Source organism: Caballeronia sp. (genome assembly GCF_049581465.1).
GTDB lineage: Bacteria > Pseudomonadota > Gammaproteobacteria > Burkholderiales > Burkholderiaceae > Caballeronia.
Window position 1 is genome coordinate 1 of sequence record NZ_JBAUSA010001357.1, and the last position, 2,195, is coordinate 2,195.

2 protein-coding genes are annotated in these 2,195 nt (G+C 61.5%); both read left to right on the plus strand.

All coding sequences use genetic code 11. The features are described 5' to 3' along the window. Positions 1–26 precede the first annotated feature (26 nt). Positions 27–1,184 carry a 23S rRNA (adenine(2503)-C(2))-methyltransferase RlmN gene (gene rlmN / locus WCA53_RS32795; protein ID WP_423921756.1) on the plus strand — a complete coding sequence of 386 codons (1,158 nt, stop codon included), beginning with the start codon at positions 27–29 and terminating at the stop codon, positions 1,182–1,184. 201 nt (positions 1,185–1,385) lie between these two features. Further along, on the plus strand, positions 1,386–2,195 hold an 810-nt coding region (locus WCA53_RS32800; RefSeq protein WP_423921753.1), incomplete at its 3' end, for a helix-turn-helix domain-containing protein.

The window sequence follows — 2,195 nt, forward strand, 5'->3', positions numbered from 1 at the left end:
CTCAGCAAGGAAATGGCAGAATCGAAATGACAGCTGCAACAGTCAACCTTCTGGACCTCGATGCCGCCGGGCTCGTCGCTTATTGCGACAGCCTGGGCGAAAAGCCGTTTCGCGCCAAGCAATTGCAGCGCTGGATTCACCAGTTCGGTGTCGATGACTTCGACGGCATGACCGATCTGGCGAAATCGTTGCGCGAAAAGCTGAAAGGGCGGGCAAGTCTCGAGATGCCCGCCATCGTCCGCGATCACGTTTCTACCGACGGCACGCGCAAGTGGCTGATCGACGTAGGTAACAGCAACGCGGTCGAAACCGTGTATATCCCGGAAGAAAATCGTGGCACGCTTTGCGTTTCGTCGCAAGCGGGCTGCGCGGTAAATTGCCGATTCTGTTCTACCGGCAAGCAAGGATTTTCCCGCAATTTGAGCACCGGCGAAATCATCGGGCAATTGCGGATGGCCGAGTTTGCGCTGCGCGGGACGAAGTCGCGCGGCGCCGCTGAAATAGACGAAGCGGTCAAGCCTGCCGGCAGGTCCGAGCGAGTAGTAACGAATGTCGTGATGATGGGCATGGGCGAGCCGTTGCTCAACTATGACGCGGTCGTGCCGGCCATGCGGCTGATGCTCGACGACAACGCGTATGGTTTGTCGCGTCGCCGGGTAACGCTGTCCACGTCAGGCGTTGTTCCCATGATGGATCGTCTCGGCAGCGAGTTGCCTGTGGCATTGGCGGTTTCGTTGCACGCGCCGAACGACTCGCTGCGCGACATGCTGGTGCCCCTGAACAAGAAATACCCGCTGCGGGAATTGATGGCGTCCTGTCAGCGTTATTTGAAGGTGGCGCCTCGTGATTTCATCACGTTCGAGTACTGCATGCTGGACGGTGTGAACGACAGCGAAGCGCACGCCCGCGAGTTGCTTGCCGTCACGCGCGACGTTCCGTGCAAGTTCAATCTGATTCCATTTAATCCGTTTCCCGAATCGGGTTTGACGCGTTCGAGCAACGAACAGATCAAGCGCTTCGCGCAGGTTTTGATGGACGCGGGCATCGTGACGACGGTGCGCAAGACCCGCGGCGATGACATTGACGCGGCGTGTGGGCAGTTGGCTGGCGCGGTCCAGGACCGCACCCGCCTTGCGCAACGCACCGGTCGCGCGGCCAAAGTGATTGAGGTTCGTGCTGTCTGATCTCCGCGGGAAGTACAGTGGCGCCGGGCGGGCGCGTGTGCCGAGTGGAAGACCGGCGCTGGCGGCCGAAGGTGGCGCACAATGCCATGCATTTTGTTACAAAGCGGTCTGCAACGGCGACCCGGCTGTATCGTGCGGTGGCGCCAAAGCCAGCTTTAGGGCTGGGCAGCAACAAAAAAGAATCGATGCGAGGAAATTGGGATGAGTGAGCCGCAGCACCCGACGCCTTTTGGCGCTCATATAGCGGGCCAGTCAGGCGGTCAAGCCGAAGCGCCGTCCGGGACTCGACTTGAGAGTCCTGTCAGCGCTGCCGCACTGGGGAGCACTCAGGGGATCAATCTCGATTCAGTTGCAGCGGTTGGCGCGCGGCTCGCGCAGCTCCGCGACGGCAAGAATTGGACGCTCGACGACGTTTCGGCGCGACTGAAGGTGTCGCCGCAAAAATTGCGGGCGCTTGAAAATGGTGATCTCAGCCTTTTCCCCGACCGAACTTTCGCGGCCGGCATCGTGCGCAGCTACGCGAAAATCATGGGTGCTGATCCGGCTCCGTTCACGGCGGCTTTGCGTCAAGCCAACGGTCCGCTGGAGCAAAATTTGTCGTTACCTGCATCATCTGGCGCGGGTTTGCCGCGCGGCCGGATGTCTGTCCCGCTCGGTGGTTCGCCTAGACGCCGTTCGTGGTTGTGGGGTGTGGCCGCTGTGATTGTCACGGTCATTGCGCTTGCCATGTGGCACACCGGCGGGGATTCCGCTGCGTGGCTAGCCCGGTTGAAAGCAAGCGCCAACAGCACGCCAGTCGCGTCGAACAGTGAGACGACCGCTGCTTCCGCAGTCTCGACGCCTGACGAGTTGGCTGCGGGCGGTGAGTCGGTTGCATCGTCGAGTGAAACCGCCAACGCGGCTTCGGCGAGCGTGCAGGCAAGCGCCCAGCCGATGCCGAGCCCACTTGGCACGGACGCGCTGCCAGCGTCGTCATCGACGGTCGCGGCCGTTCAGGGAGCGGCCCAGGGA

What these genes read in the sequence shown, in the direction of transcription:
- rlmN (WP_423921756.1), top strand. Translation starts at nt 27, where the DNA reads ATGACAGCTGCAACAGTCAACCTTCTGGACCTCGATGCCGCCGGGCTC.